Here is a 22,941-nt window from a genome sequence, read left to right on the forward strand (position 1 = left end):
AAAATGGGAAGATCAAGGAAGCCCATTTAAATGGTTCAATGTCCCCGCTGCGGAATACAAGTTACTGAGCTCCATCCTGTCGACCCGGATTTAATTGGAAAACTCCAGGCCGCAGGGGAAGCTAATTTGCCACCTCAAGTGTGTGCGGGTTGTATTTCTGATTTACGCCGAACTTTGGCGACAAGCAGTGGCGGCATCTTGATGCAACAAGAGCGCGCCAAAGAACAGCATCGTCTGCAACTTTGGAAAAGCCGTGTGATGCTAATCAAAAAAGCGCGCATGTGCATGACGCAAAAACTTTATTCCGAAGCGGCTGTCTCTTACGAAAAGTATTTAAAAATTTTAGACATCGTTTTCGATATTAAAAAAGGTGAGCGTCTTAAGCCCGAAGCGTTCAAGGATAGTGCCCGCACAACAGAGCTGACCGTTGTCGCCTCCGTTTACTGGGATCTTTTACGCATCTATGATACTCACGAAAAATATTCCGACCGCATGATGAACGCGGCAAAACAATTGGCTGTCTTTGTACAGTTTACGCCGATTTATCCGGATATTATTCGTAAGGCTGAATCTTTCCAAAAAACAGCCCGCAATCCACACATCGTGAAGCAATTCTTGAAGATGTCGGATAAAGAAAGACCGCGTTGTTTTATCGCGACGGCCGCTTTCGAAGATCCACGCGCCATGGAAGTCATAACTCTGAGAGAATTCCGCGATTTTACACTTCGCAATTCTACCGGGGGTCGCAAGTTTATCACGCTTTACTATAAGGTTTCCCCTCACATTGCTTGCTTACTCGATAAGCATCCACGGTTCAAACCCGCAGTCAGAGCCCTTCTCCGCATTTTGATTAAATGCGTTAGCTAAAGTTTCGCGTCTTTGAGGCTTGCAAAGCCCGTCCCTTATGAGGGAAGGTATTTGCATGGCTCATATCTACGACTATGCAATTATTGGAAGCGGTTTAACAGGTCTTAGCATCGCGGCAGCACTTAGCCGTGAGACAAACAACATTGCCCTTATTGAAGCGGCGGATGTTCCGTTTGGCGCGAACAAAAAAGTAAATTTCCCAACAGGTCCATTGAATAACGGACTTCGTTTTGTTCCGGATTCTGTTTTGTCTGAAAAAGCTCTGCGCTTTCTTGAGAATATCTTAAACACAAAAGTTGTTGCCGATATTTCTGAAGAAGCACCTATCACATACGAAGCTGGCGGCTTTAAAACTTTCTTAGGTTTCGGCGACACACCTCCCGCATTCTACGAAGAGCTGGCTTACTTCACCTCTAGCAAGCGCATTGACTTGGCTATGGAGCCTTTCCAATGGACTCAAGCATTGTTTGAGCAATTCAAAGGCGACTTCATGCCACGCTCTTACGTGACGAAGTTTCATCAAGAAGGCGAAAAGGTTTCCCACATCACCATCAACGGTTCTAAAACAGTGCATGCTCAAAATTTCATTTTTGCAGGCACGGTGAAAGATCTTGGCGTGCTGTTACCAGAAGACGCGATCTCGGTTCGCGCTCGTGCGAAACTTTCTAAGAACACTTACTGGACAGCTTTGTGCTTGGATATCTGCCACGCTAAAGAAGTGACGAACTCCACAGCGATGCACATTCTTAACGGCACGACTCAAGATGAAATCGGACCTTGCGCGGGCCGCTTCCTTCCTACTGTTGAAGTGGAAGGCCAAATGCTCCAGGCGTCTCAATGGATGACTTTCATTGAACAAGAAGTCACTGAAGACAGTGAAGTTGTTGGTATGGCTTTGAAAAAAATCAAACGTCAAATCAAACGCGCTTACCCTGAAGCATTGGACGGATTGAAATCGGAAAGAATTTTTGTTGCTCCCATCATCGCTGGAAATGGCGACATCAAGTTGAGCGCAAACTTAACAATGCCAGAACTTGAGAATCTTTGGATTGCTTCTTCGACAGTGAATGAGCAAAAGAACTTGGTCGGCGCACTCTTGCAAGCTGAGATGATCGTAGCTTCTCTTGGATTTAAAGTCGAAGAACAAAGTTCACACGCAGCTCCTCAAGAGGAAGTTTTCCAAGACGCTTTATCCTAGTTTCCCTCTTAAATAACGAGAGCGAAGTCCTTTCGCTCTCGGACTTTGTCTCACAATAACTCATTCTGTATCGCCACTTTTTGTCTTTTCTTCGAAAAGAATTGGTCAGCATTCCATTGTATTTCGTGAATCATTCTGAGAATCCTGTGTTCCGCGAAAATCTGTTCGCTTTGGGGACTACGGCCCAAGAATTGTATTAAGGGGTGGTAGGAGGACTTTATGAAGTTCTTTTTAAAACTCTCTGCTTGGATCGTCACATTCCTACTCAGCGTCTCTACAGCCTTTGCGCAAAAGACGTTAATCCTCTATTCATCTATTGGAATGGGCCACCTGAGTGCTTCTCGCGCCATTGAAGAAAAAATCAAAGCACAGAATCCTAATGCGGAAGTCGAACTTAAGAATATTCGCGACTTTATGCCTTCTACGAGCAAGAAAATTGACGAAAAGTTATATTGGTTCGTTTTCAAACACATGCCAAAGACGTTCAGCAACGCTTACTTAAAATCGATGGAAAACGGCATGCAAGTGCGCGATCTTTCCGATATTAAGACGGGCTACAATGAAGCCCAACTCTTAGAATATATCCGTAAATCCGGAGCTTCCACTGTCATCGCAACTCACTATGGATCTGCTATCAATCTTGGAAACTTAAAAACTTCAGGCCAATTGCCGGGTATCAAAACAGCTTGGGTTCATACAGATTATATTGAACACTATTTCCCGCGCATCTCTCAACGCTTAGATAAAACATTCCTCGGCCACAATGATCTGGCAAATGCTTGGAAAGAATTCGGCGTTAAAGCAGAAAAAGTAGAAGTTACCGGCATTCCTGTGCGCAACCTTCCAGAGCCAGGAGAAGTGCAAAGAAAAGCCGTTCTTGAAGCCGTGAACCTTAAAGCAGAGCCCATCACATTTGTGATGTCTGGTGGATCTGAAGGTTTGAAAGACTATCCAACAGCCGTGAAGTCTTTAGCCCAGCAATACAAAGATCCGATTCAAATCATTGCGATTTGTGGAAAGAATGAAAAGGCTAAAGCGGAGTTGGAAAAACTCGCAGCGACTTTGCCTGCAAACGTAGAATTGAAGCCTCTTGGTTTCATTCCAAACAAACAGCTTATTGACCTTGTTTCTGTTGCTGATTTGTATATCACTAAATCCGGCGGTCTTTCACCAACGGAAGGCGCTTTGTTGATGAGACCTCTTGTTCTTATTAACGAGTACGGCGGTCACGAGGCGGAAAACGCCGACTTCTTTAAGAAAACAAAAATGGCAGAGATCGTAAATTCATCTGCGGAGTTGGGCGCGAAAACAGTTTCTGTTTTGGCAAACCCTGAATTGATGCAGCAAATGATGGAGCATCAACGCGAATACCGCAACTCTATCAATCTGGATTACATCGCGAATTGGACCGCTGAAGCAAAAGCACAAGAGAGCGTGCGCATTGACCTCGGACTTAAAGAGGGCTCGATGGTTTACGGTAAAACAGCGGCTCTCACGAAACTTGCAAAAGATTTCCCTGGTGACGTGGAAGTCCTACTGAGTTATCCAAAATCAAAAACAGGAACATATTTCGGAGACGGAAAAGAAAGCAATCCTTTCGGTCACATCGCGATTCGTGTCGGTGAAAACGTTTATACAATCAATCACATGGCAGAACGTGGAAGTGAGCCGCATCTTATTCACAAATCAACGCTGGCAGAATACTTGTATTCAACAAAAACATACTATCAAAACGAAGAGTTCACCGGCATGCAAGGCCAAGCCTATGCCAAAGACACTCTCGCAGTTCGCATTGACAGTATTGCTGAATCCAACATTAAAAAAATGTTGGCGGAGCTTGCCGCTGTCGATCGCGAATGGATTGAAGGGCGCATTAACTATGTTGCAAAATCTTGCAACTGTGCTGATGTCACTTTAAGAATTTTGAAAGCTGGTGGTGTGGTTGTTGACGGGAAAGTCTTTAAGCGCGCAATTAAGATGCCTCTTGATGTCTTCGATGCAACTGTGAAAGCAGCTGAAAACAGACCTGACTTGCAAAGTTCTCTCATTCACTATGGTTACGTGAAGAGTTCTCAGAACGAATACAAAACTGCGGGCTTCCCTCTAAGTTTGTATCAAATCAAACGTGCGATTACGAACTTGTTTAAAAAAGGGCGTGATAAAATGGAAACACGCATTGATGCGCGCCTCACAGTTTCAAAAGACTCTGCGGAGTTAACTTACGAGAAAACTCCAGTGAAAAGAACTTCTCAAGAAACGAAGTCCTTGACGGTCCTACGCTGCGAAGGAATCTTCCGCTAAGCCTCTTCAAGTGGCAAGGAGAAGGAAAATGTTGTTCCTTCTCCTAGTTTACTGTCCACCGAAATCTGACCACCCATCAGCTCCACCAAATTTTTTGAGATCATCAAGCCCAAACCTGAGCCGCCATATTTGCGGGAGATCGACGGGTCTTCCTGATAAAAACTTCGGAACAGTTTTTTGATGTTGTCGTAGTGAATGCCCTTCCCGGTGTCGCGCACGTACCAATAATAAGTACGGGCTCCGGGATCTTTTTTGATTTCGATGCGAATTTTGCCACGATCCGTGAATTTAACGGCATTGCTGACAAGATTCATAAGTACCTGGCGCAAACGATGCGAGTCCCCCAATGCGTGAGTCGGAATCCCCTCATCCATTTCAAGCTCTAACTCCAAACCTTTTTCTATACATTTTACCGAGAACATCTTGTGGATATCTTGGTGGAGTTCTTTGAGATCAAAACGATGTCGGTCAATTTGCAAAAGTCCATTTTCAATTTTTGAAATATCCAGAATGTCGTTGATAAGATGAAGAAGCGTATCCGAACAGCGATGAATTGTACCAACATACTCTACTTGTTCGTCATCCAACTTTGTATCACGCAGAATATCTGAAAAACCGAGAATACTATTTAGTGGCGTGCGAATTTCATGACTCATGTTACTTAGGAAGTTTGACTTCAGAGAAGAAAGGCGAAGAGCTTCTTCACGCGCTTGCATCAATTGATATTTGGAATAGGCCATTTCCCTATGTTCATCGCGGATTTTTTGAACTCCTAAAGCCAGAACCACGTCTTCAAAAACCACCCACGCCGCGTGTTCGAGCCAGCGCCACTCTACACCGGCACTTTCTCCATACACGGACATCGGAAGTAGGAATCCGCGGACCGCATGATCAACGACCACGATAAAGGAGGCGATCCAGAGAACAGAAATATCTTTATAAAAAGCCAACGCCGCCAAAGAAACAAAGACGTGAAAATGGGTTTCAATCCGTCCGCCCGTTAAATAAATAAGGAGGATGGAAAAACACATCTGGGCGACGGCAATAATATAGCGGGTGATTTTCTGCCCCGGCAAAACCCACGCACAATATATAGGAGGAAGAGCGAAGAGGCCGCCAAACACCAGGCCCACCAAACCATTTTCCAAAGACCCACTGAACTGCCCAATCCACGTGACGGGCGTCAGGGTTGCGCCCAAAAGAATGCATGTAACCCATTGAATTAACATGAGAAACGCAAATGCCCGGTCAACCTTTACGCTGATCTCGTGCGCCTGTTGTTGGAAGATCTTTTCGACTTCCGGATGATTTCGGCCGATTTCTTGGTGTTTCATTCCCATACTCACTTACGTTCTTTAGTGGGACTCCTCGTACGTATCGGCCGTGACTCGCCGTTTCTAAACAAACTTTAATGAAGACGGCTAAATGTAATACAGTCGTCTCAGATAAGGACTTTGGTCCAAAGACTACTTGCCCTGCATGGCCCACTGTGATATCCCCAAAATCCAACAATAAAGCACTCGTAAGTATTAACTGGTCCCTCAAGTACTGAAAAAGAGGGTCTTCCGGCGAAAAAAAGAAAGCTGGCTCTGCTAACGAGGACGAATAACCAGAAAGGAAGTACTGCCATGGCACAAGTGACCATGAAAGAAATGTTAGACGCTGGCGTCCACTTCGGACATCAAACTCAGCGTTGGAACCCAAAAATGAAACCTTATGTTTACACAGCTCGCGGAGGCATTCATATCATTGACCTTCAAAAGACTGTTGTACGCGCAAACAAAGCGGCTGAGTTCGTAAAAGAAGTTGCTGCTAACGGTGGTCGTTTGATCTTCGTTGGTACTAAAAAGCAAGCTATCGAACCAGTTCAAGAAGCTGCTGCGAAATGCGGTCAGTACTTCGTAACTAAGCGTTGGTTGGGTGGAATGATGACGAACTTCGAAACGATCAAATCATCTATTGATCGTCTTCGTCGTATCGACACAATGAAAGAAAAAGGCGAATTCAACTACCTTACTAAGAAAGAGCGCGCGAAGCTTGAAAAAGAATACCTTCGTTTGACTGATTTCTTATCTGGTATCCGTGACATGAAGGAAATGCCTTCTGCGATGTTCGTAGTAGATCTTCCTAAAGAACACATCGCCGTTGCTGAAGCAAAACGCTTGGGCATCCCTGTTGTTGCTATCGCTGATACAAACTCTGATCCAGAGTCTGTTGAATACGCAATCCCAGGAAACGACGATGCGATCCGTTCTATCAAATTGTTCGCAAACCTAGTTGCTGAAGCTTATCTTGAAGGCGCGAAATTGTGGGAAGGTAAACTTCGCACAATGACAGACAAACAATCTGACGTTGCTAAAGAAGCTAAAGCTGAAGGTAAAGAAGAAGCTCCAAAACGTCGTGGCGCTCCTAAAGCTGGCGCGAAAGAAGCTCCTAAAAAAGGTGCTGGCCCAGCGGTTGTTAAAGCCACTAAATCTCGCAAACTTGTTGCTGCTGGTACAGCAGAAGAAGTTGAGATCCAAGCTGAGCTTGAGAACAAAGAAGACGATTCAGCTGAATAGTTTTCAGCCGAATGAAGTAGCAAGGGTGGCCTAGCCACCCTTCGCTTTGTCTGCCCTTTTGATCTTTTATAATTATCTATATTATTGAAGGAGACTTCCTAATGTCTATTTCCGCTACTCTTGTAAAAGAACTCAGAGAAAAAACAAACGCAGGTATGATGGATTGCAAAAAGGCGCTTGAGGCGACTTCTGGCGATTTCAATGCAGCTGTTGAATGGTTGCGCGTAAAAGGCCTTGGCGCGGCAGCAAAAAAAGCTGACCGTATCGCGGCTGAAGGTACTGTTTTTGCTCAAGTTGTTGGTAACACAGGTGTGATCCTTGAGATCAACTCTGAAACTGACTTCGTTGCTCGTAACGATGGCTTCAAAGCTCTTGTTGGTGACGTTGCTCACCACGTATTGAACGCTGTAAATGCAGTGGGCGATATCTTGGAACAAGCTTTCCACAAAAACCCAACTAAAAAAGTGGGCGACATGCTTAAAGAAGCGATCGCGACTATCGGTGAAAACATCGTTATTCGTCGTTTCGAAAAGTACAATGCTTCTGCAAACACATTGGTTCACACTTACATCCACGGTGAAGGTAAAATCGGCGTGATGATCGAAGTTGCTGCTTCTAAACCAGAAGCTGTAAGCAATCCTGAGTTGAAAACTTTCGCTCAAGACGTTGCTCTTCACATTGCTGCGATGAACCCAATGGCAATCTCTTCTGATCAAATCCCTGCTGAAGTTGTTGCTAAAGAAAAAGAAATTTTGACTGCTAAAAATATTGAGTCAGGTAAAAAACCAGAAATGATCGAAAAGATCGTTGACGGTCAAATCCGCAAGTTCTTGGCTGAAAACTGCCTTCTTGACCAAGCTTTCGTTAAAAACCCAGACATGAAAGTGTCTGATTTGGCGAAAACTGTTGGTAAAGCTGTTGGTGCTGACGTTACAATCAAGCGTTTCGTACGTTTTGAATTGGGCGCTGGTATCGAGAAGAAATCCAACGACTTTGCAGCTGAAGTTGCTGCTCAGATGAAAGGACACTAGTTTGAAAGAGCCTGTATATAAAAGAATTTTGCTAAAGTTAAGTGGTGAAGCTCTTGCTGGAAAGCAAGGGACTGGTATCAATACAGCGACGATTAAACAAATCGCGCAAGACGTAGCAGAAGCTTTCAATGCAGGCGTTCAAATGGGTATCGTGATCGGCGGCGGTAACATCTATCGTGGTGTTGCCGCTTCTGCTGAAGGCATGGATCGCGCAAGTGCCGACTACATGGGTATGCTTGCGACTTGTATCAATGCTCTGGCTCTTCAAGATGCTCTAGAAAAAGAAGGTGTTCCAACTCGCGTTCAAACAGCTATCGAAATGGCTGAGATCGCGGAACCCTACATCCGTCGCAGAGCTATCCGTCATTTAGAAAAAGGCCGTATCGTGATTTTCGGTGCAGGAACTGGAAATCCATTTTTCACAACAGATACTGCGGCTTCCCTTCGCGCTATGGAAATCAACGCCCAAGTGATCATGAAGGCGACGAAAGTAGACGGTATTTACGATAAAGATCCTGCGAAACATACAGATGCAAAAAAATTCGATAGAATCAGCTATATCGACGTCCTCAATCGCGGTTTGCAAGTGATGGACTCGACAGCGATCAGCATGTGTATGGATAACAAACTTCCAATTATCACTTTTGACCTCACTCAAGCTGGCAATATTTTGAAAGCTGTTCAGGGTGAGACCATCGGTACACTCGTACATTAGGAGACAACTATGGCTATTGCTGATGTAAAAAAGAATGCTCAATCAAAAATGGAAAAAACTTTGGCGGCTCTTGGTGAAGAGCTTAAAAAGATCCGCACAGGTCGCGCACAAGTTTCTATGTTGGACAATATCCGCGTAAATTACTACGGAACTCCATCTCCTCTTTCTCAAGTGGCTTCTATCTCTACTCCAGATGCGAAATCTTTCTTGATCGCCCCTTGGGAAGTTTCAATCCTTAAAGAAATCGAACAAGCGATCATCAAGTCTGAATTGGGCATGGCTCCGATGAACGACGGTAAAGTGATCCGTTTGAAAGTTCCTGATTTGACAGAAGAACGTCGTAAAGACCTTGCGAAACAAGTAAAGAAAATCGCTGAAGAAGCGCGTGTTGCTGTGCGCATGGCTCGTCGTGATGCCAATGACGAAGTCAAAAAACTTCAAAAAGATAAAGCTGTCAGCGAAGACGAAGGTAAAAAAGCAGAAGCTGATATTCAAAAAGTAACTGACGATTTCATCAAAAAAGTCGACCAAGTCGCTGATGAAAAAGAAAAATCGATTTTGACGATCTAATTTTGCAAACGATGACTTTACCTAAGCATATTGCAATCATTATGGATGGTAACGGTCGTTGGGCTCAGCTCAAACGTCGCCCGCGCACGTTTGGGCATATCAAAGGAACTCGCGTCGCGAAGAAAATCATCACGGCATGTTCGCGACGTGGGATCAAAAATCTCACTCTTTATGCTTTCAGTACAGAAAACTGGTTTCGCCCTGAAGCCGAAGTCAGTCTTTTGATGCAAATCTTGCGTCGCTATCTAAAGCGCGAAACTGAAAACCTTATTAAAGAAAACATTCGTTTCTCTGTGATTGGTGACGTCACCCGCATCCCGAAAGATGTCGCTAAGGCCATTGAAAATTCCATCGAAGCTACAGCTCAGTGCACAGGCCTTCACCTGGTCTTTGCTTTGAGCTATGGCTCTCGTCAGGAGATCACCAATACCGTGCGCGAGATCGCTCGTCGCGTGGAAGCCGGTGAACTTTCTGCTGAAGAAGTGGATGAGTCGCTTATCAATTCAACTTTGAGCACTTATCCAACTCCAGATCCTGATTTGATCATCCGCACGAGCGGTGAACAAAGACTTTCGAATTTTCTTTTGTGGCAAGCCGCTTACTCTGAGTTTTATTTCACGGATGTATTGTGGCCTAATTTCACCGAGTCTCATCTTGATGAAGCCCTCACGGCTTTCTCCATGAGACAACGCCGATTCGGCAAGGTCTCATCGAATGACAACATGGAAAAGTTTTCTAACTAGAGCTGTCTCTGCTCTAGTGGCTCTCGCAATTATCATTGGTCTTTATGTCGGCTGGGCTGTCGACGGATTAAAAATCACTGTGGGATTCGCCGTTGTTGTTGGTGCCTGGGAGCTCTTGGGAATTCTTTTTCAGCGTGAAAACTCGGTCCTTATTAAATCCGCTTTCTTTGTTCTATCTCTTGTCGTCTTTGCAGCTTCCGCAGCTTCGTTGAGTGCAGGATCTTTAGTCTATTGTTTAGCTTTGATTGCTATGGTCACCATCGTACTTTTGTCTTCACACAAAAAGGGTGATCTGAATTACATGGCAGGCGTTCATGCCCGAGCTGCTTTGGGACTTTTCTATATAGGACTTCTTCCGTCTTTTGCATATCGCATTTTAGATCAAGCTTACGGAATTTCTTGGTTTGTGTTTTTGTTGGCAGCCGTTTTTGCGGGCGACACCATGGCCTATGTTTTTGGTGTGCTTATTGGCAAACACAAAGTCATGCCCTCGGTTTCTCCGAAGAAAACATGGCAAGGTTCCATCGGCGGTATCATTGGTTCGCTTCTCGCCGGCATTGTGTGTTGGCATTTTATGTTTGCAGAACAACCTCTTGTGATCTTCCTTATTCTTTCAGCTCTTGCAGGATTCGTTGGACAGTTCGGAGATTTCTTCGAATCTCTCTTAAAACGAGTCGCTGAAGTGAAAGATTCTGGGAAAATTATGCCGGGTCACGGCGGTGTATTGGATCGTATTGATGGGGTCCTATTCGCAAGTCCTGTTATTCTCACGGGAATTTTGATTCTGTCTCATCTTTCGTCATAAGAGAAAAGTCGAGCCCCAAAGCAGAATCGCTTTAATTTTCTGGCTCAGCTCCTCTCTGCCATTTAGAATATTGGAATGAATATTTTTTCTTATCTTCAATCTGGCCTATCTGCGATCATCCCATTTGTAATCTTGCTCGGAATTTTGATTTTCGTGCACGAACTTGGACACTTCCTTGTCGCCCGTTGGTGTGGCGTTCGTGTCGAAGTATTCAGTTTGGGTTTTGGTAAAAAACTTTTGAAATACAAAAAAGGCGACACGGTCTATGCGCTTTCAATGATCCCTCTTGGCGGTTACGTGAAGATGTTCGGTGAACAGCCGGGCGATCATATTTCTGAAGAAGACAAAAAGTATTCCTTCACGCACAAAAACGTATGGCAAAGAATTGCTGTCGTTCTTGCTGGTCCGTTGATGAACTTCTTTTTCGCCATCGTGATTTTCTTTGCTGTCGCTTTGATCGGTGAGGATGCAAAAACTCCGGTCACTGGTGATATCGCAGCGTCCTCCCCTGCTTATGCGGCGGGTTTCCGTTCCGGCGATAAAATTATCTCTGTAAATCAAAAGCCCATCACGACTTGGGAAGACCTGCAAAAATCTTTAAGCCTTAAAGAAAGCCACGATCTTCATATCGACGTTGTCGTTCAGCGCGAAGGCACGGGCGAAGAAGCTAAGATCGCGACAACAGCGAAAGCTGAGCCGAATCCAAATGTTCTTAGCAGCTTTGAGTTCATGGCCAACGTTGACGGTCTGACTCCTTATTCTGCGGGAACAACAATTGGCGTTCTGGGTGGCTCTCCTTTGGCGGCGTTAGGTTTGAAAACTGGCGACACCATCACAGCTATCAATGGCCAAAAGGTTTCTTACTGGAGACAGCTTGAGCCGACATTTGCGAAAATGAATGCAAAAGAACCTCTGACACTGGAAGTGTTGGGTGTTCGTGAAGGTGACAAAGCTGAAAAACCAATCACGGTGACTTTGGCTCCCCTTGAATCGATGAAGTCTTTCACGATGCAAAGCCTCGGCATTGAGAGTTCTGAACTTTATTTGAGCAAAGTGATTGAAAACTCTCCGGCGCAAGCGGCGGGTCTTCGTTCTATGGACCGTCTTTTGACTATCAATAACGTGAAATTGCAAAAGTGGGACGATGTTATCAGCAACATCAAATCCTTCGACGGCAAAAACCCTGTGGATATCTCGGTTCTTCGCGAAGGTGAAACAGTTAGTTTGAAAATCACTCCGAAGATGACAACACAAATGTTGCCAACAGGAACTGAAGAGAAACGTTATACGATCGGTATTTCGCCGATTGCCAATATCGCGGCTCCAGAATTGATGGTTCTGCGCACGACAAATATCGGTGATGCCTTGATTCGTGGAACGCAAAAAACTTGGGACGTGTCAGTAATGACCGTGATGAGTTTCGTTCGTCTTTTCCAGGCGAAGATTTCTCCGAAAAATATCGGTGGTGTGATCTCTATTGGTCAGGCTGCAAGCGAAACATTCAAGATCGGTTTGACTCAGTTCTTGCAAATGATGGCCATCATCTCTGTGAACCTTTTTATTTTGAACTTGATGCCGGTTCCAGTGCTTGACGGTGGACACTTGGTGTTCTACATCATTGAAATCGTTAAGGGCGCTCCACTCAGCATGAGAAAAATGGAAGTCGCTCAACAGGTGGGCCTTGCGATCCTCATGAGTTTGATGATCTTTGCCCTCTTTAATGACTTCACTCGTTTATTAGGACTATGAAAATCTTAGCTATGGAAACCAGCACTCTCGTAGGGGGAGTCGCTGTGGTTATTGATGGAAAAGTTGTCGCAGAGGAAAATTCTTTGCGACAAAAATCCCATAGCGAAAATATCAGCCCCTTCGTCGATCACTGCCTTCTTAAAGCCGGAATTAAATTAGAAGATATTGATGTCTTTGCCGTGGGCCAGGGTCCCGGCAGTTTCACCGGCATTCGCATTGCCGCTAATGCGGGAAAAACTTTTGCTTACAGTTTTACTAAGCCCATGGTGACCATTGATTCCTTGGTGCTTTTGGCCTATCAAGCCCGCGCTTCTCAAAAGCCCGTGCTCGCGATGATCAATGCTTACAAGAACATGGTCTATCTCGGACTTTTTGATATGACTGGCGATGAACCCCGTTACATCAAAGGTCCAGATGCGATCCCGGTTCGCGAACTTAAAAATCACATTCATCAAGACTGTGTGGTTGTGGGCGACGGCTGGGACGCCTATCACGAATATTTCCCTGCAGAACTTTCTGAGAAACTTTCTCGTGATTCCGCCCTTCCAGATCATCCTCTAGCGTCGACTTTGGCCATTATGGCTGAACAACGCGCTTTAAAAGGACAAACTTTGGACTGGAAATCATTTATTCCCCTTTATATTCGCGCCTCTGAAGCCGAAGAGACAAAAAAAGGAATTTTAATCTCTCCGCTAAAATAGAGGATACATCATGGAAAGAGATCTTCAAAAAGCTTACCTTGAGTCATTGGAAAGAAAATCCCAATCAGAAAAAACCACTGACACGAAACTATGGGTTGTAGCCTCTGGTAAAGGTGGCGTTGGAAAAACTTTTGTTTCTTCCAGTCTCGGCATGACTCTTTCTAAATTAGGTCACTCTGTTGTTATCGTGGATTTAGATTTAAGTGGTGCGAACATCCACACGGCGTTGGGTCTTCCGCCTTCACACATGAACGTTCGCCATTTCTTTGAAGGCGTTAAAACACTTCAAGAGCTTGTGATTCCGACTCCGTTTCCACATCTTTCTTACGTTCAGGGATTTTGGGATTCTTGGACTCCGACGGATTTCTCTTATGCCCAAGTTCACACTCTTTTGCCGGAGATTAAAAAACTTCGCGCGGACTATGTGATCGTTGATTTGGGTGCGGGTGCTTTGGAAGCTCACTTGGAACTTTTCAAAGCGGCTGATGAAAAATTTCTTGTTACAACTCCGGAGCCAACAAGCATCGAAAAGACATACCGTTTTATCGAAGCTTACATGTGCCATTCTCTTCGTGAAAATTCGACTCCGGATGCTTACGGCAATATGATTTCGACTCTTCGTAATCACCGCCAAAGAACTTTGCAAAAACCTTTTTCTTTCCGCTCGTATTTGAAAGATCAAACAGGTTTGCACTATGATTTCTTCGAAGCGCTTTCTACAACTCCAGTTCGTTTAGTTATGAACTCTTCTCGTAGCCAATCAAACTGCGATTTAGGTCATTCAATTAAGAGTGTTTGTAACAAATATTACGACTTAGGTATTGATTACCTCGGCGCCATCGATTTTGACAATGCAGTGTGGCAGTCAATTCGTGCTCGTGAGCATGTCTTAGTGGCTCAGCCATTCACTCCGCTTGCAGGACAATTTTTGGCAACCTGCAAACAACTTATTGATCCAGAGGAGCTTCGCGCCGTAGTATAATAGCTACGATGCAAGCTACGTCTCGTTATAACTATTATGAAATCCTGGAACTCACAGCGAACGCGCCTCAACATGAGGTGACGACAGCTTACGAGCGTGCCCGTTCTACTTATTCTGGAGAAAATCCTGCGATCTACACGATTTTTTCTGAACAAGAAGCCCGTGAACTTTTAGTTCTCATCGAAGAAGCCTACCAAGTTCTTGGAAATAAAATTTTGAGAAACATCTACGACCAACGCTTGCTCAGCGGTCGTGCTTCTTTGAACGACCTGACTTACGAATCTATTTTAGAAGCTAGCAAACAAGTTTTTCCGGAACCAAAAGCCGAAAAGCCTGCAGCGTCTTATAAAAAAGACGAAGCTTTTGAAAAAGAAATCGCGGCCCAAGAAAACTGGGATGGCGCTTTCCTTAAGAAAGTTCGTGAATACAAACAACTGACGACACAACGATTGAGTGAAATCACAAAAATCAACTCTTACTATGTCACTGCAATAGAAAATATGGATCCAGCCAATCTTCCTGCAGTTGTTTTCGTAAGAGGTTACGTTGTGCAAATCGCAAAAGCCCTGGGTCTTGACGACAAAAAAGTCGCTGACTCTTATATGAAGAACTTCAAGGGTCTTGGAAAATAAAAAATCTTCTCAAACAATAACCGTGACAGCGACTGCGGATATGCAGGGGCTTCGTCTTGATAAGGCGTTGGCTTTGATCGCAGAGGTCGGCACTCGCTCACGTGCCAGTCATTTGTTAGAGTCTTCGGCTGTTCTTCTTAACGGCAAAACTGCAAAAGCTTCTGTTGCTGTGAAAGAAAATGATCTTATCGAAATCACCTTGCCGGAGCCAGAACCCACCGAGCTTCAACCTTATGATTTAAAGCTGGATGTTCTTTTTGAAGATGATGATTTGATCGTCATCAATAAGCCTGCAGGACTTGTTGTGCATCCAGCAGCAGGACATGCTCACGATACTTTGGTAAATGCGTTGCTCGCCCACACTGATGATCTTTCCATGAAGTTTGGCGAAGAGCGTCCCGGCATCGTTCACCGTTTGGATAAAGAAACCAGCGGTGTGATTGTGGTCGCAAAGAACGACAAAACTCATGAAGCTCTTACGGCGCAGTTCAAAGAGCGCAGTACTCATCGGATTTATTATGCGGTTTGCATCGGCACCTCACGAACTTTGTCGGGGACTTTTAAAAGTTTCCTGGCTCGTCATCCTGTGGATCGCAAACGCTACGCTTCTGTTTTGGGAGACGATCGACGTCCTTTGCAAGATCAAGAAGATCCACCTTTAATTGGTAAATGGGCTGTCACCCACTATGAAGTTCTCAATCGAAAAAGTGGTTTGAGTTATCTTAAGTTGAAACTTGAAACAGGCCGTACACATCAAATTCGTGTGCATCTCTCGGAAAATGGTCTTCCTATCGCGGGTGATGCTCTTTATGGGGCCGACAAGAAAATTAAAAATGTCGAGGCCAGAAGCATTCAAGAAGATATTCGGAGTTTACCACGCTTTCTGCTGCATGCAGCGGAATTGGCATTTACTCATCCCCGCACTCAAGAGAGAATGTCCTTTAAGCAAGAGTGGCCGGAAGACGTCCGCCTGCTCTTAAACAAATGGGAACTTCAGGAATGAACTTAGAACAAACGCAATTTGGATATGAAATGCGCACGCCGCATATCACTGTCTTTATGGGCGGGGTTCAAGCGCAGCTTCCTCAGTTGGCTCAAGCCTATCCTGATTATAAATTAGTTCGCGTAAAACAAATTCACTGTGACGCGGTTGTGGAAACAACAAATCCTGAACAAGACTATCAAGTGATTGCCGACGCTCATTTTACTCGCGAAAAAAATTTGGCACTTTGTGTGATCACGGCCGATTGCGTGCCTGTGTTTTTCTATGACCATCACACGGGTCTGATCGCAGGAGTTCATGCAGGATGGCGCGGAGTCGCTGCTCGTATCGTTCCGAAAACGATTCAAAAACTTGTCAGCGAGGGCGCTGTTGCAAATCGTTTGAACGTCATCATCGGCCCGCATATTCAAAAGCAAAGTTTTGAAGTGGGTATTGATGTTCGCGACCAAATTCTTTCAAGCCTGGGACCGTTGAGCCCCGCTGAAAGAAACATTTACGCGGAATCGGTCTCTGCCTCCAAAGCTTTGGTGGACCTAAACCAAGTTGTTCGTACACAGTTGCAACAAGAAGGTATTGAGTTAGACAATCTTTTTAGTTTGCATATTGATACTGTGACAGATCCCCAGTTTCATTCTCACCGTCGCGATAAAGAAAAAGCCGGAAGACAAATCAGCTTCATCTGCCGCACGTCATGATTCTGCCTCAAGACTTTTATTTTGAAGACACAACCTCTGTCGCAAAATCCTTGTTGGGAAAAGTTCTGCATATCAAATCAGATAAAAAAGAACACAAAGCCCGCATCGTGGAAGTAGAAGCCTACTTAGGTGTTGAAGATCCCGCTTGTCACACCTTTGGAGATCGCAGAACTCAAAGAACCAAATCCATGTATTTGGATGGCGGACATTCTTACGTGTATCTTATCTATGGAATGTATCACTGTTTGAATTTTGTGACTCGCACAACAGAGCATCCTGAAGCTGTTTTGATTCGTGCGGTCCAACCTTTCGATGCCGATCACAATCCGAAGAAAAAAGATCTAAAAACCAACGGTCCTGGCAAACTGTGCAAGCACTATGGGATCACCAAGGATCACGACGGCCTCAAGCTTTGGAAAAAGAATTCAGAAATTTTTGTAAGCGATGACGATTTTAAAGTTTCATCAAAACAAATCGTCGCTTGCCCACGCATCGGCGTCGATTACGCCGGCGAAGCTGCCAAGTGGCCTCTTCGCTTCTACCTTAAAGACAATCTTTTCATTTCCAAGAAATAAAATCTGTCCGATATCAGTCCACCGCCAACGGCGAAATCCAATATAGCTTCCTTTAATCCCGGAACGGGACCTGCATTTTTATCTTATTTTACTTTGTAGCTACAAATGAGGTACAATTATGTCAGGTCTTCAAGGGAAACGTTGGTATTTCTTTGATTGGGATGATGATAATATTTTGCATCTATGGCGACACAACATAGAGCACTGGGAAGCAGAAGAACTCTTTTTCAATCCTTACATCATCACTCCTAATAAAAAACAGCATGGACCCAAGAGATATCGTATTGACGGCAGAACGGACGCTGGAAGGCCACTGAGGATAATCTTTCAAGATTTAGGAAGCTGCAAAGCACGAATTATAACAGGATGGGATATATGAAAAAGGTGAAGTCAAAGAACTACAAATATGATCCCAGCGAATGGGACGATTCAAAATCAGAAAAGGTTGTTCCCGAAAAGAGAATCATTTCTGGAGTCTCCACCAGCATTCGTCTTCCAAAAGAAATGATCACGAAGCTCAAAAAGGTAGCGAAACAAAAAGGAGACGTCGGATATCAAACTCTTCTCAAGATTTGGATTGCCGAACGATTAGAACAAGAACTCAGATCAAAAAAATAAGTCCTCGGGCTTATTCCTATTTGAAATTGCACTCTTCCAGTGAATACACCATCGGCATATCATAGTTCATGCCATCAAATGTTCACTCTGAGAGCCGTTTGACTTCACATAAAATGTGGTAGTCGGCAATTCAGTCATGCACGTGAATTCAGGACCAACGTTTGATTTTGCGAATGCAAAAATCTCGTCTTGAACCTCTCAGTCAGATTTTATCAGCTGCAATTTCTTCTATCAGTGATAACATTAATGGGAAGAACTGGAACGTTCTTTTTAGAAAGAGGCACGTTAAAGAATGATACCCCAAGTCCAATATGGTGAACGATTCAATACCTTCTCTCACGCTCTAGGAGCGTTTCTCACCCTTATTGGTTCTGTGCTTTTGCTTTATCTGGCCGCCTACAAACAAGATACGTGGCGTCTTTTCTCTTTCGGTATTTATGCGGTGACGACCGTGGGCCTTTACTGCATTTCCACGCTCTATCACGGTTCCAGCGGAGAAAAGAAAGACTTCTTCCGCAAACTTGATTACATCGGAATTTATTTGAAGATCGCTGGCAACTACACGCCTTACGCAATTCTAGCATTGCGTGGAAAAACAGGCTGGGCCGTTCTTGGTGTTGTATGGACTCTCGCGGTTGTCGGTATTTTGTGGGAGCTTGTTGTCGCTCCGAAAAATCGCAGCATGTCTTTGGCTCTTTATGGAATGATGAGTGTCACTGTTTTACCTGCACTCAAACAATTGATGGACGCTGTTCCTCCATTGGGATTTGCGATGATCATGGCAGGATTTACTTCTTATGCGATCGGCGTCTATTTTTTCTTTAATGATGAAAAAATCAAACACGGCCACGGTATGTGGCATATCTGCGTGATGGGCGGAACGGCCTTCCAATACCTTTGCGTATTGCTTTATCTCACTTAATTTTTTGGGAATAAAAATGGTGGCTTGAGACGGAATTGAACCGCCGACACAAGGATTTTCAGTCCTCTGCTCTACCAACTGAGCTACCAAGCCACTGGAATTCAAAGAGACCAAATGTGTATCTTTTGGCCTCTTTGATGTCAACAATTAGGCTTTATCAAAGGCAGATTTTAAATCAGCCAGTAGATCATTCAGGTCTTCAACCCCAACTGAGAGGCGAATCAGAGAGTCATCGATACCCAAAGCCTTACGATTCTCCGGCGGAACGGAGGCATGCGTCATAATTGCTGGGTGTTCGATCAAGCTTTCAACCCCTCCCAAGCTCTCGGCCAAGGAAAAAACATTCACATTTTCCAAGAACTTACGAGCCGAATCCAGGCCGCCCTTGATGTAGAACGTGATCATGCCGCCAAAACCATGCATTTGTTCTTTTGCCAAAGCATGCTGAGGGTGGCTTTCAAGACCCGGATAGATAACTTTTTCAACTTTCGGGTGAGACTCCAGGAATTTTGCAATCGCCATCGCGTTTTCTTGGTGGGCCTTCATACGAAGAGGCAAAGTTTTCAAACTTCTTAAGCACATGAATGAGTCAAATGGGCTTTGAGTCGCGCCAATACCGTTACTCAAGAACGCCATTCTTTCTGCGATGTCTTCACGAGATGTCACAGCAATACCGCCAACCACGTCACTGTGACCGCCGATATACTTCGTAGCTGAGTGAACTACGATATCCGCGCCCAATTCCAAAGGTCTTTGGAAGTAAGGACTCATGAACGTGTTATCAACCGCGACGAGAATTCCTTTTGTCTTCGCAATTGCTGCGATTCTTTTGATATCCACCAATTTCAAAGTAGGATTCGTCGGCGTCTCAAGCCACACCAACTTCGTATTTGGTTTTACGGCTTTTTCGAAGTTTTCTACTTTCGTTAGATCGACGAATGAAAATTCCATTCCATCGTGTTTCAAAATCTTATCAAACAGACGGAAGGTTCCGCCGTACATATCGTCCATGGCAATAACGTGATCGCCACCTTTAAGAAGGTGCATCACTGTTGTTGTTGCCGCACAACCTGAAGCAAATGCGAAACCGTATTTACCACTCTCTAGGCTTGCTAAGCAATTTTCGTAAGCGCGACGAGTGGGATTGTGAGTGCGTGTGTACTCCCAACCTTTGTGAACACCCGGAGATTCTTGTACATAAGTCGAGGTCAAATACACAGGAGTCATGATGGCTCCTGTTGATGGATCAGGAGCTTGTCCTGCGTGAATAGCACGTGTTGAAAAACCTAAGTTCTCAGTTACTTTTTTCATCTCACACCTATTTTTTAGAAAGATTTTTTAATGCATCGGCTGCTGAAATCACGCGGTTGAAAGCGTTTTTCGTGTCTTCTGCTTTGAGGAAGCCATTTTCGATCATCCAAGTGTCGTTAAATGCTTTGCTCAAATATTGACGGCCACTGTCAGGGAAAATCACAACGATGTTCGAAGGTTTTTCCAATTTTTCAGAAGCTTTGATCGCGCCGACAAGAGCCGTTGCACTGGATGGGCCCACCAAAAGACCTTCTTCCGACACCAAACGACGAGTCATCGCGAATGCTTCTGGATCGCTCACGCGAATAAATCCATCATAAATATCCAAGTGAACGTTTCCAGGAAGCATGTCCTCCCCAATTCCTTCCACTTTATAAGATCCAGGAGGGTCCACGATCTTTTTATGATAATAAAGATCATAAAGAATACTTCCGATAGGGTCCGCGCAGATCACTTTTACATTTGAATTGTGCTCTTTAAGATACTTCGCGCATCCTGAAAGAGTTCCACCTGTTCCCGCACCACCAACAAGCATGTCGATCTTGCCATCCATTTGTTTCCAAATTTCTGGACCTGTCGTTTGATAATGACGGGTTGGGTTATCAGGATTGAAGAATTGGTTCACCAAGAACGCTCCCGGAGTTTCTTCAGCGATTCTTTTTGAGACAGAGTAGTGACTCATTGGATCTTCAGGCTCTACCATCGGCGTAATAACCACTTGAGCACCGTAGGCACGCAAGATAGCGCGCTTTTCTTCGCTCATTTTTTCTGGCATCACGAAAATACATTTGTAACCTTTAACAGCGGCTGCCAGAGCCAAACCCACGCCCGTATTGCCGGAAGTGGCTTCAACGATCACACCGCCGGGTTTAAGATCGCCTCTTTTTTCGGCCTCTTCAATCATCGCTACCGCCACGCGGTCTTTGATGCTGCCGCCTGGGTTGAAGTACTCAACCTTCGCGAAAAATTTGTGCTTAGAGCCTTTTGTGACGTTGTGGAGGGCCACCATCGGAGTATTTCCGATAGTATCCAAGATGGAATTATAGATCTGTGACATGATTTACTATCTTTCTAAGTCTTTTCTTCTGTTGGACGGAAGAACAACTGAGTTCATGGACTGCAAGACCGTATTCATTTGAGTCATCGGGTCCACAGAATAGGCCATGCCAAGTTCGGAAGTGAGCTGCTTTACGAGTTGACGGCTGGGTTGATCTTTCATCAACTCATCCACCAATTTCGCAAGAGTCGCTTTCTTTTTATCGAGCTGTGCCATGGCTTATCCTCCAACACGGCCACTCTATCACCCCCCTCCGAAAGAGTGAAAAAAATTTTGCAGGAGCGGTCCAAAAAGGAGCATTAAAAAAGCGGGAAACTGAAAGATGAGGAGCGGAATCAGCATTATGAATGGCAGCTGAGCTATTTTATTTGTAATTTCCTCATGACAAGCCTCCACCAATTCTTCTTCTAATCGCATTAAAACACCGTGGATGGACTCGCCGCGAAGTCCGCGCTCCAAAATCTGTAAAAGTGTGCGCCGGTGCAGCGAAGAAAGCGCAGAAATGCATTCTCGCGTGTCTTGCCCTTGCTGCAATAGCGCGAGCCAGCGAGTAACAACGCTCGGAAATTCTCCTTCACCCTTTTTAAGGTACTGAAGAACACCTTGTTTGACCGATTGACCCTTTTCAATAGAGCGTTTTACGCACATTAAAAGCTCTAGTGGTGGTGCTACACCTTCCATTTCATCCTCCTACCCGCTAAAAATATCCACACAAGACCCGCCGAAAAGATTATGAAGGACATCAAAATAAGAAATCGGTGGTCCTTGAATCCAAATTGCATAATTACAAAAGATAAAAGCGCGAGATAAAGAACGGTGACAATTATCGCCTGCATTTTTATTTGCTGAGTGACTTGTCCAGACCTACGTCGAAAATCTTCTTGCATCTTATACTCTCTTCGCAACGCTCGAACTTGTTCCACACAACGAGTTTGCGAACGATCTATTTCTAAAATCTCCTGCTGGAAATCCTTGAGCAGAGCGGATTTCATGGCGATGACATTTTCCGACATCGACAAAGATTCGAAGAGTTCCATGAGTTGAAGTCGCACCCACCCCGTTTGATTTTCGATCGCTGTGTGAAGTGAAAGGCGGAAAGATTTTCCCGTTTGTAGCCCCAATATCACACAATCAAGAAGTGGAATTAGCGCGCTTCGCAGTCTTTTTAATAAGAAAAAGCGCAAAATAGTTGGAAAAAACTTTAAAGTTATTAAAAGAATGCCGATGAAAAGCCAGCAAGTGGTGGCTGAGGTGCTGATCACGGTGATAAAGCAGATCAAAACAAGGTTAGAAATCGAAAGAGATCGAACCAAGTGTTGAGAGAACGCAAAATTCCGTGCCAGCGATAAAAGAATTCGGTGAACGAGCACATGTCCGAGCATCGAAATCGAAAAAACGATAAGCAAAGGGCACCTCCATGAACACTGATGCTCGCAAAAAATATGCAAGGTAAATTTTTTGTTGACGGCGCTGGTCGAATTGTGAAGACTTAAGGTAAGTAAAGTTTTGAAGTTAAGAAACAACAACAACGTTTGCATCCTAGGAGGAGCACATGGCAAAGAAAGCAGCAAAAAAAGCTACTAAGAAAGCAGCTAAAAAAACTACTAAGAAAGCCGCTAAGAAAACTACAAAGAAAGCTACTAAAAAAGCTTCTAAGAAGTAATTCTTACGGAACTAGTTTAGTTCTAAATGAAAACCCCAGAGGAAACTCTGGGGTTTTTTTATTTCCGGCATCGTCCGGAGACTCGCACCAGAAGCGGATTTCACGTCGGTCGTCGCTTCGCTGAACCGCCTCTAAGTTTCTACTAATTTCACACGAAAACTTTTGCTTCGTTGGTTGAATCCTGAATTGCAACGCAATTCAGGATTGGAAAGTATTGGGTGTCTTTTGCTACTTTAGAGTTC

25 protein-coding genes and 1 tRNA gene are annotated in these 22,941 nt (G+C 44.5%); 19 read left to right on the forward strand and 7 right to left on the reverse strand.

Annotated features, from left to right (window positions below; genetic code table 11):
* The first annotated feature begins 30 nt into the window (after positions 1-30).
* The 3 genes from ACL934_RS19190 to ACL934_RS19200 all read left to right on the forward strand — a co-directional run bounded on the left by ACL934_RS19190 (position 31) and on the right by ACL934_RS19200 (position 4,366).
* Entirely contained in the window at positions 31-867 is an 837-nt protein-coding gene (locus ACL934_RS19190; protein WP_374076282.1) for a CFI-box-CTERM domain-containing protein, read from the forward strand.
* A 55-nt stretch (positions 868-922) separates the two neighbouring features.
* Complete coding sequence (locus ACL934_RS19195) at positions 923-2,065, forward strand: FAD-dependent oxidoreductase (protein ID WP_374076284.1); 1,143 nt, start codon at positions 923-925, stop codon at positions 2,063-2,065.
* Positions 2,066-2,284: 219 nt separating this feature from the next.
* Complete coding sequence (locus ACL934_RS19200) at positions 2,285-4,366, forward strand: MGDG synthase family glycosyltransferase (RefSeq protein ID WP_413612810.1); 2,082 nt, start codon at positions 2,285-2,287, stop codon at positions 4,364-4,366.
* On the opposite strand, the gene ACL934_RS19205 is transcribed toward ACL934_RS19200, so the two are convergent.
* Positions 4,363-5,700, reverse strand: a complete 1,338-nt coding sequence (locus ACL934_RS19205) for a sensor histidine kinase (RefSeq protein WP_413612811.1) — start codon at positions 5,698-5,700, stop codon at positions 4,363-4,365. The two genes, ACL934_RS19200 and ACL934_RS19205, sit on opposite strands and share 4 nt — an antisense overlap.
* 294 nt (positions 5,701-5,994) lie before the next feature.
* Between ACL934_RS19205 and rpsB the strand changes: the two genes are divergently transcribed.
* From rpsB to trhA, 16 genes are all read left to right on the forward strand, one after another.
* Positions 5,995-6,927, forward strand: a complete 933-nt coding sequence (gene rpsB, locus ACL934_RS19210) for a 30S ribosomal protein S2 (protein WP_413612812.1) — start codon at positions 5,995-5,997, stop codon at positions 6,925-6,927.
* Positions 6,928-7,028: 101 nt separating this feature from the next.
* On the forward strand, positions 7,029-7,958 hold the full coding sequence (gene tsf, locus ACL934_RS19215; RefSeq protein ID WP_413612813.1) for a translation elongation factor Ts: 930 nt from the start codon (positions 7,029-7,031) through the stop codon (positions 7,956-7,958).
* A 1-nt stretch (position 7,959) separates the two neighbouring features.
* A complete protein-coding gene (gene pyrH / locus ACL934_RS19220; RefSeq protein ID WP_374076295.1) occupies positions 7,960-8,673 on the forward strand; it encodes a UMP kinase in 714 nt (237 codons plus the stop codon).
* A 9-nt stretch (positions 8,674-8,682) separates the two neighbouring features.
* A complete protein-coding gene (frr, locus tag ACL934_RS19225) occupies positions 8,683-9,243 on the forward strand; it encodes a ribosome recycling factor (protein ID WP_374076297.1) in 561 nt (186 codons plus the stop codon).
* A gap of 11 nt (positions 9,244-9,254) precedes the next feature.
* On the forward strand, positions 9,255-9,986 hold the full coding sequence (locus ACL934_RS19230) for an isoprenyl transferase (protein ID WP_374080498.1): 732 nt from the start codon (positions 9,255-9,257) through the stop codon (positions 9,984-9,986).
* Positions 9,958-10,791 carry a phosphatidate cytidylyltransferase gene (locus ACL934_RS19235; protein ID WP_413612814.1) on the forward strand — a complete coding sequence of 278 codons (834 nt, stop codon included), beginning with the start codon at positions 9,958-9,960 and terminating at the stop codon, positions 10,789-10,791. The genes ACL934_RS19230 and ACL934_RS19235 overlap by 29 nt, the downstream gene beginning before the upstream one ends.
* Before the next feature lie 75 nt (positions 10,792-10,866).
* The gene (gene rseP, locus ACL934_RS19240) at positions 10,867-12,540 is read left to right on the forward strand and encodes an RIP metalloprotease RseP (protein ID WP_413612815.1); all 1,674 of its coding nucleotides are present in this window, start codon (positions 10,867-10,869) and stop codon (positions 12,538-12,540) included.
* The gene (gene tsaB / locus ACL934_RS19245; RefSeq protein WP_413612816.1) at positions 12,537-13,241 is read left to right on the forward strand and encodes a tRNA (adenosine(37)-N6)-threonylcarbamoyltransferase complex dimerization subunit type 1 TsaB; all 705 of its coding nucleotides are present in this window, start codon (positions 12,537-12,539) and stop codon (positions 13,239-13,241) included. Before rseP ends, tsaB begins: the two co-directional genes overlap by 4 nt.
* 10 nt (positions 13,242-13,251) lie before the next feature.
* A complete protein-coding gene (locus tag ACL934_RS19250; protein WP_374076305.1) occupies positions 13,252-14,223 on the forward strand; it encodes a P-loop NTPase in 972 nt (323 codons plus the stop codon).
* An 8-nt stretch (positions 14,224-14,231) separates the two neighbouring features.
* Positions 14,232-14,855, forward strand: coding sequence for a helix-turn-helix domain-containing protein (locus ACL934_RS19255; RefSeq protein WP_374076307.1), 624 nt, complete (start codon positions 14,232-14,234; stop codon positions 14,853-14,855).
* A complete protein-coding gene (locus ACL934_RS19260) occupies positions 14,845-15,858 on the forward strand; it encodes an RluA family pseudouridine synthase (protein ID WP_413612817.1) in 1,014 nt (337 codons plus the stop codon). Before ACL934_RS19255 ends, ACL934_RS19260 begins: the two co-directional genes overlap by 11 nt.
* Positions 15,855-16,553, forward strand: a complete 699-nt coding sequence (gene pgeF / locus ACL934_RS19265; protein ID WP_413612818.1) for a peptidoglycan editing factor PgeF — start codon at positions 15,855-15,857, stop codon at positions 16,551-16,553. Before ACL934_RS19260 ends, pgeF begins: the two co-directional genes overlap by 4 nt.
* Positions 16,550-17,128 carry a DNA-3-methyladenine glycosylase gene (locus ACL934_RS19270; RefSeq protein WP_374076313.1) on the forward strand — a complete coding sequence of 193 codons (579 nt, stop codon included), beginning with the start codon at positions 16,550-16,552 and terminating at the stop codon, positions 17,126-17,128. Before pgeF ends, ACL934_RS19270 begins: the two co-directional genes overlap by 4 nt.
* 118 nt (positions 17,129-17,246) lie before the next feature.
* A complete protein-coding gene (locus ACL934_RS19275) occupies positions 17,247-17,507 on the forward strand; it encodes a hypothetical protein (protein ID WP_413612819.1) in 261 nt (86 codons plus the stop codon).
* Positions 17,504-17,746 (forward strand): hypothetical protein, encoded by a 243-nt coding sequence (locus ACL934_RS19280; RefSeq protein WP_413612820.1) that lies wholly within the window; start codon positions 17,504-17,506, stop codon positions 17,744-17,746. Before ACL934_RS19275 ends, ACL934_RS19280 begins: the two co-directional genes overlap by 4 nt.
* Positions 17,747-18,038: 292 nt before the next feature.
* Positions 18,039-18,668, forward strand: a complete 630-nt coding sequence (gene trhA / locus ACL934_RS19285) for a PAQR family membrane homeostasis protein TrhA (RefSeq protein ID WP_374076317.1) — start codon at positions 18,039-18,041, stop codon at positions 18,666-18,668.
* A gap of 17 nt (positions 18,669-18,685) precedes the next feature.
* Here the strand turns inward: trhA and ACL934_RS19290 are convergent.
* The 6 genes from ACL934_RS19290 to ACL934_RS19315 form a co-directional block, all read right to left on the reverse strand.
* Positions 18,686-18,761 (reverse strand) — tRNA-Phe (locus ACL934_RS19290).
* A 54-nt stretch (positions 18,762-18,815) separates the two neighbouring features.
* Positions 18,816-19,979, reverse strand: a complete 1,164-nt coding sequence (locus ACL934_RS19295) for a cystathionine gamma-synthase (RefSeq protein WP_374076319.1) — start codon at positions 19,977-19,979, stop codon at positions 18,816-18,818.
* A gap of 7 nt (positions 19,980-19,986) precedes the next feature.
* A complete protein-coding gene (locus ACL934_RS19300; RefSeq protein WP_374076321.1) occupies positions 19,987-21,036 on the reverse strand; it encodes a PLP-dependent cysteine synthase family protein in 1,050 nt (349 codons plus the stop codon).
* A 6-nt stretch (positions 21,037-21,042) separates the two neighbouring features.
* Positions 21,043-21,252, reverse strand: a complete 210-nt coding sequence (locus ACL934_RS19305; RefSeq protein WP_374076322.1) for a hypothetical protein — start codon at positions 21,250-21,252, stop codon at positions 21,043-21,045.
* A 27-nt stretch (positions 21,253-21,279) separates the two neighbouring features.
* Positions 21,280-21,717: a hypothetical protein gene (locus ACL934_RS19310; protein ID WP_374076323.1), complete on the reverse strand. Its 438-nt coding sequence runs from the start codon at positions 21,715-21,717 to the stop codon at positions 21,280-21,282.
* Positions 21,705-22,442 carry a hypothetical protein gene (locus ACL934_RS19315; protein ID WP_413612822.1) on the reverse strand — a complete coding sequence of 246 codons (738 nt, stop codon included), beginning with the start codon at positions 22,440-22,442 and terminating at the stop codon, positions 21,705-21,707. Before ACL934_RS19315 ends, ACL934_RS19310 begins: the two co-directional genes overlap by 13 nt.
* Positions 22,443-22,941 lie beyond the last annotated feature (499 nt).

Source organism: Bdellovibrio sp. HCB-110 (assembly GCF_047323225.1).
Taxonomy (GTDB): Bacteria; Bdellovibrionota; Bdellovibrionia; order Bdellovibrionales; family Bdellovibrionaceae; genus Bdellovibrio.

Excerpts from the sequence above, each read along its gene's own strand:
- ACL934_RS19255 (WP_374076307.1), top strand. The coding sequence starts at position 14,232 with ATGCAAGCTACGTCTCGTTATAACTATTATGAAATCCTGGAACTCACA.
- tsaB (WP_413612816.1), top strand. The coding sequence starts at position 12,537 with ATGAAAATCTTAGCTATGGAAACCAGCACTCTCGTAGGGGGAGTCGCT.
- pgeF (WP_413612818.1), top strand. The coding sequence starts at position 15,855 with ATGAACTTAGAACAAACGCAATTTGGATATGAAATGCGCACGCCGCAT.
- tsf (WP_413612813.1), top strand. The coding sequence starts at position 7,029 with ATGTCTATTTCCGCTACTCTTGTAAAAGAACTCAGAGAAAAAACAAAC.
- ACL934_RS19305 (WP_374076322.1), bottom strand. The coding sequence starts at position 21,252 with ATGGCACAGCTCGATAAAAAGAAAGCGACTCTTGCGAAATTGGTGGAT.
- ACL934_RS19190 (WP_374076282.1), top strand. The coding sequence starts at position 31 with ATGGTTCAATGTCCCCGCTGCGGAATACAAGTTACTGAGCTCCATCCT.
- ACL934_RS19280 (WP_413612820.1), top strand. The coding sequence starts at position 17,504 with ATGAAAAAGGTGAAGTCAAAGAACTACAAATATGATCCCAGCGAATGG.
- ACL934_RS19235 (WP_413612814.1), top strand. The coding sequence starts at position 9,958 with ATGACAACATGGAAAAGTTTTCTAACTAGAGCTGTCTCTGCTCTAGTG.
- trhA (WP_374076317.1), top strand. The coding sequence starts at position 18,039 with ATGATACCCCAAGTCCAATATGGTGAACGATTCAATACCTTCTCTCAC.
- rseP (WP_413612815.1), top strand. The coding sequence starts at position 10,867 with ATGAATATTTTTTCTTATCTTCAATCTGGCCTATCTGCGATCATCCCA.
- ACL934_RS19250 (WP_374076305.1), top strand. The coding sequence starts at position 13,252 with ATGGAAAGAGATCTTCAAAAAGCTTACCTTGAGTCATTGGAAAGAAAA.
- ACL934_RS19295 (WP_374076319.1), bottom strand. The coding sequence starts at position 19,979 with ATGAAAAAAGTAACTGAGAACTTAGGTTTTTCAACACGTGCTATTCAC.
- ACL934_RS19205 (WP_413612811.1), bottom strand. The coding sequence starts at position 5,700 with ATGAAACACCAAGAAATCGGCCGAAATCATCCGGAAGTCGAAAAGATC.
- frr (WP_374076297.1), top strand. The coding sequence starts at position 8,683 with ATGGCTATTGCTGATGTAAAAAAGAATGCTCAATCAAAAATGGAAAAA.
- ACL934_RS19275 (WP_413612819.1), top strand. The coding sequence starts at position 17,247 with ATGTCAGGTCTTCAAGGGAAACGTTGGTATTTCTTTGATTGGGATGAT.
- ACL934_RS19300 (WP_374076321.1), bottom strand. The coding sequence starts at position 21,036 with ATGTCACAGATCTATAATTCCATCTTGGATACTATCGGAAATACTCCG.
- ACL934_RS19200 (WP_413612810.1), top strand. The coding sequence starts at position 2,285 with ATGAAGTTCTTTTTAAAACTCTCTGCTTGGATCGTCACATTCCTACTC.
- ACL934_RS19195 (WP_374076284.1), top strand. The coding sequence starts at position 923 with ATGGCTCATATCTACGACTATGCAATTATTGGAAGCGGTTTAACAGGT.
- ACL934_RS19230 (WP_374080498.1), top strand. The coding sequence starts at position 9,255 with ATGACTTTACCTAAGCATATTGCAATCATTATGGATGGTAACGGTCGT.
- rpsB (WP_413612812.1), top strand. The coding sequence starts at position 5,995 with ATGGCACAAGTGACCATGAAAGAAATGTTAGACGCTGGCGTCCACTTC.
- ACL934_RS19310 (WP_374076323.1), bottom strand. The coding sequence starts at position 21,717 with ATGGAAGGTGTAGCACCACCACTAGAGCTTTTAATGTGCGTAAAACGC.
- ACL934_RS19270 (WP_374076313.1), top strand. The coding sequence starts at position 16,550 with ATGATTCTGCCTCAAGACTTTTATTTTGAAGACACAACCTCTGTCGCA.